This is a genomic window from Pseudoalteromonas sp. Cn5-37, assembly GCF_021532495.1.
Taxonomy (GTDB): domain Bacteria; phylum Pseudomonadota; class Gammaproteobacteria; order Enterobacterales; family Alteromonadaceae; genus Pseudoalteromonas; species Pseudoalteromonas simplex.
In genome coordinates this window covers 1-3,508 of record NZ_JAKGBA010000071.1, presented here as the reverse complement: position 1 = coordinate 3,508, position 3,508 = coordinate 1, and the positions used below count along the sequence as shown (strand labels likewise).

General features: G+C 39.4%; 4 protein-coding genes and 1 pseudogene. 2 read left to right on the top strand and 3 right to left on the bottom strand.

What is annotated here, in order from left to right; all coding sequences use genetic code 11:
- Nucleotides 1–129: 129 nt before the first annotated feature.
- Nucleotides 130–312: pseudogene (locus L1266_RS22000) on the bottom strand (flagellar basal body-associated protein FliL); the annotation flags it as partial.
- Between the two features lie 154 nt (nt 313–466).
- Between L1266_RS22000 and L1266_RS21995 the strand changes: the two are divergent.
- Complete coding sequence (locus L1266_RS21995; RefSeq protein WP_004588555.1) at nt 467–1,006, top strand: chorismate--pyruvate lyase family protein; 540 nt, start codon at nt 467–469, stop codon at nt 1,004–1,006.
- Nucleotides 1,003–1,881, top strand: a complete 879-nt coding sequence (gene ubiA / locus L1266_RS21990; protein ID WP_004588554.1) for a 4-hydroxybenzoate octaprenyltransferase — start codon at nt 1,003–1,005, stop codon at nt 1,879–1,881. Before L1266_RS21995 ends, ubiA begins: the two co-directional genes overlap by 4 nt.
- 63 nt (nt 1,882–1,944) lie before the next feature.
- On the opposite strand, the gene L1266_RS21985 is transcribed toward ubiA, so the two are convergent.
- Nucleotides 1,945–2,565 carry a 2OG-Fe(II) oxygenase gene (locus tag L1266_RS21985; RefSeq protein WP_004588553.1) on the bottom strand — a complete coding sequence of 207 codons (621 nt, stop codon included), beginning with the start codon at nt 2,563–2,565 and terminating at the stop codon, nt 1,945–1,947.
- 245 nt (nt 2,566–2,810) lie between these two features.
- Nucleotides 2,811–3,398 (bottom strand): LysR substrate-binding domain-containing protein, encoded by a 588-nt coding sequence (locus L1266_RS21980; RefSeq protein WP_235378349.1) that lies wholly within the window; start codon nt 3,396–3,398, stop codon nt 2,811–2,813.
- Between the last annotated feature and the right edge of the window lie 110 nt (nt 3,399–3,508).

The following is a 3,508-nucleotide window of genomic DNA, read 5'->3' as shown; positions in this document are numbered from 1 at the left end:
GGCGAAATAACAAGGCCGATAGTGGATGATTAGGCTCCAAGCTGAAAGTAAACCACCTCCGCAGCCATTTATTGGTGTGGTCTACAGAGGATTATGTCTTTTTAGAGGGGAAAATCCCTAGAACCCCTTATTGCTAAGCATTAAATCTATAGTCACGCGTACATAGCCCATTTTTTTACTTGAGGCGCCTATGTAATTGGTAATTATGTCTGGCTCAAAACCAAAATAGCCCACTGTCGATTCCGCTTTTGCCGAGAAGCTAAAACAGTTTAGGATCAGTGCTAAAAAACCTGCGTATACTATTTTTTTCATCTTTAGTGTGTTTCCATTTTCTTAATACAAATAGTTTATACTTAATAGCGCCTAATAAACAGCTCCTGCAATTATTTATCGGCAGTAAAACATCACTTTTTCAAATGCTTTGGCAATGTTATCATCGTCTCGGTTTTAATTTTATTGAGCTATTATGATTACATTTCCGCTTTCTATATCTGCCAATTGGCAATGTGCTTCTTTGGTAAATAACTTATCTGCGTTAGAGCAAGAGTGGCTATTTGAGCCACATTCATTAACCGCTAAATTAAAAAGTAATGCACAAACTTTTAGTGTAAAAGTGCTTAATGAGCAAACTTTTACTCTAAGCGATGCACAGCAACAACTACTTGGCTCAAATACAAATAAAGCACTTAATCGCGAGGTGCTTTTATTGTGTGACAATACACCCATGGTGTATGCCCAAAGTTGGCTGCCCAGTACACAAACGCAAACAACACTGCATAATATGGGCGCACGCCCTTTAGGTGATGTTATTTTTCAGCACCCTGAACTTACCCGAAGTAATATTGAGGTAGGGCGCTTTGACTCAGAGCATGCGCTGCAGTCACTTGTTAAAGAGTTGAATTTAACTACGCACCCTTTATTAGGTCGTCGTAGTGTGTTTTCTATTAATGATTATCACTTTTTAGTGTGCGAAGTATTTTTACCCGGAGCCTATTTGTACTCATGAAATTAGCCCCTTTGCAATTACAGCATAGCCCTTTTTATATTCAGCTCATGCGCATTGACAAACCTATCGGTACATTACTATTACTGTGGCCTACTTATTGGGCTCTATGGCTTGCAAACGCTGGTATGCCAAGCCTAGTTAACTTTATTGTATTTACCTTAGGCGTAATTGTTATGCGCAGTGCTGGCTGCGTTATTAACGATTTTGCAGATAGAAAAATAGACGGCTCAGTTAAGCGTACAGCAGGGCGGCCTTTGGCCACCGGACAAGTAAGTGCAGGTGAAGCACTGAGTTTATTTATATTACTGATAGCCATTGCTTTTGTATTGGTATTACTACTTAGCATCAACACTATTTTATTGTCATTTGGGGCGTTGGCACTGGCATTTTGCTACCCCTTTATGAAACGCTATACACATCTTCCGCAGGTAGTCTTAGGCGCTGCATTTGGTTGGGCAATACCTATGGCATATATGGCATCAGTTGACTCATTACCGCTGCAGGCGTGGCTGTTATTTGTTGCAAATATTTGTTGGACGGTAGCGTACGACACTATGTATGCCATGGTTGACAGAGATGACGATTTAAAAATAGGGGTTAAATCTACTGCTATTTTATTTGGTAAATACGACCGCCATATTATATTTTTATTAAACGCTAATTTTATAGCGTTGTTGGCGCTTATTGGCTTAATTAACCAGCTAGGCTTGGCGTTTGTTGCAGGTTTATGTACTGCCGCTGGGTTACTTATTTATCAGCAAGTGCTTATTCATAAACGTGCGCGTGATGCATGTTTTAAAGCGTTTTTAAATAATCACTATGTTGGATTAGCTATTTTTGTTGGCTTGTTCTTGTCATTTGTATTTGCGCGTTAATTTCATCTCAACGCTATTAATTTAACCTCAGTATAGCCACTAGTTGTTGTGGCTATGTTGGTTTTATCGTGGGGGGTCAATTACTCCACTTATTGAGGCGTTCTTTCTAAACCAGCCAGCAATAGAGTAGCGCTCATTAATGGCAGGTAATACCTCGTGCGCAAAACGCTCGCTTTCAAACATAACGAGTGTCCCCGCGGTGGGTTTAATTATTATCTCTATTTGCTTACTTTTTGGTTTGTATATAACAAGCTCGCCACCGTGCTCGGGCGTATTTAAATAAAGGATTGTTGTAAATACGCGGTTAGATCGCCCTTTAAATGCATCAAAATGCTTTTTATAAAAGTCGCCTTGGGTGTATTTAGCGTAGTGGCACTCATAATCAAATAAGCCCATAAAAAACTGTCGATTAAGTGTGGTTTTTATACTTTCCATTATTGCTTGATAAGTTAGCTGTGCTTGTGAGCTGCCATCAAACCAATAGGTTTTATCTTTACGAATGGTTTTATCTATTTGTAAGTCATTTAAACGGCCAATACCTGCAGCGCTAAAATGCGGGTTAATACGGTGGCAATCGGTGATTAAACTCTCTACTAGCTCGCTAATAAGTGCGTTAGGTATAACAACATAACCATGGGTTTCTATTGCATCTAAATAAACATCAGAACTAAAAAGTGTGTTCATTTATGTCTGTTGATTAAAAAAGGTGCGACAGTGTAGCCTAAAAAAATTTAATAGCTAGTGGTTTGTGCTCCGCTACTTAAGCAAATAAAAACCTAACGCGTAAGTATAAAAACTAAAAGGGCTTTTTAGGTTAAGCAGCTGTGCTGCAGGTTTTGGTAACAAGAAGAGTAAATCAGTAAGGGCTATCTAAATTGGTTGCCCTTAAAAGGTTTAAGGGCAATGCGGTATGCTATTTTTATCTTGGCTTAAGTAATAGTCGTAGATGCTTTTTTGATAAGAGATAATAAATGGTCAATGTGTTCGCCAACTGCTGCTTGTTGACTTGTTTGTATAACAAGTTGTTCGTGACTTAAGTCTTTATTTGTTTTTAGCTGTACAAGCTCTGTGTGTTCTGCAAGAGTGCTCGCGTGTTCAATACTTGCAATAGCAAAGTGATCTGATTTAACCAGCCCTGACATTACTTGCTCAATGCTGCCTACCTTAATGCTAGCCGATTTATTGAGCATATCGATGGCTTCGTTAAGCATGCTTTGTACTTGTTTAGACTGAGAAAAACAGCCGTACATAGGGTAGCTATCTAAATCGTGTTTGCTGATATCGCTTTTATTTGCTAACGGATGGTGTTTAGAAACAAACAATACCAGTTGGTCTGGCAGGTGTATGTCGCTGCCGATGCTGTTAATTGCCTGCGAATAAACACTGATATCAATCTCGCCCTCTTGCAGTTTGCGTGCAAGTTCGTGCTGCTCTTGCAATTGCATTTCTATTTTAACATGGGGGTATTGTGCTAAAAATTGCCCGCATGAGATAGGTACTAGGGGTTTTGCGCCCATCCCCTCGAAATTAACCTTAGCTTGAATTTTCACGCTTAGAGTAACTTTTCGTACCATTGGACTTCACCCCTTGAATAACACAGTTTGTATTATTTAGCCCATCCCCTCGA

Excerpts from the sequence above, each read along its gene's own strand:
- L1266_RS21995 (WP_004588555.1), top strand. The coding sequence starts at position 467 with ATGATTACATTTCCGCTTTCTATATCTGCCAATTGGCAATGTGCTTCT.
- ubiA (WP_004588554.1), top strand. The coding sequence starts at position 1,003 with ATGAAATTAGCCCCTTTGCAATTACAGCATAGCCCTTTTTATATTCAG.
- L1266_RS21985 (WP_004588553.1), bottom strand. The coding sequence starts at position 2,565 with ATGAACACACTTTTTAGTTCTGATGTTTATTTAGATGCAATAGAAACC.
- L1266_RS21980 (WP_235378349.1), bottom strand. The coding sequence starts at position 3,398 with ATGGGCGCAAAACCCCTAGTACCTATCTCATGCGGGCAATTTTTAGCA.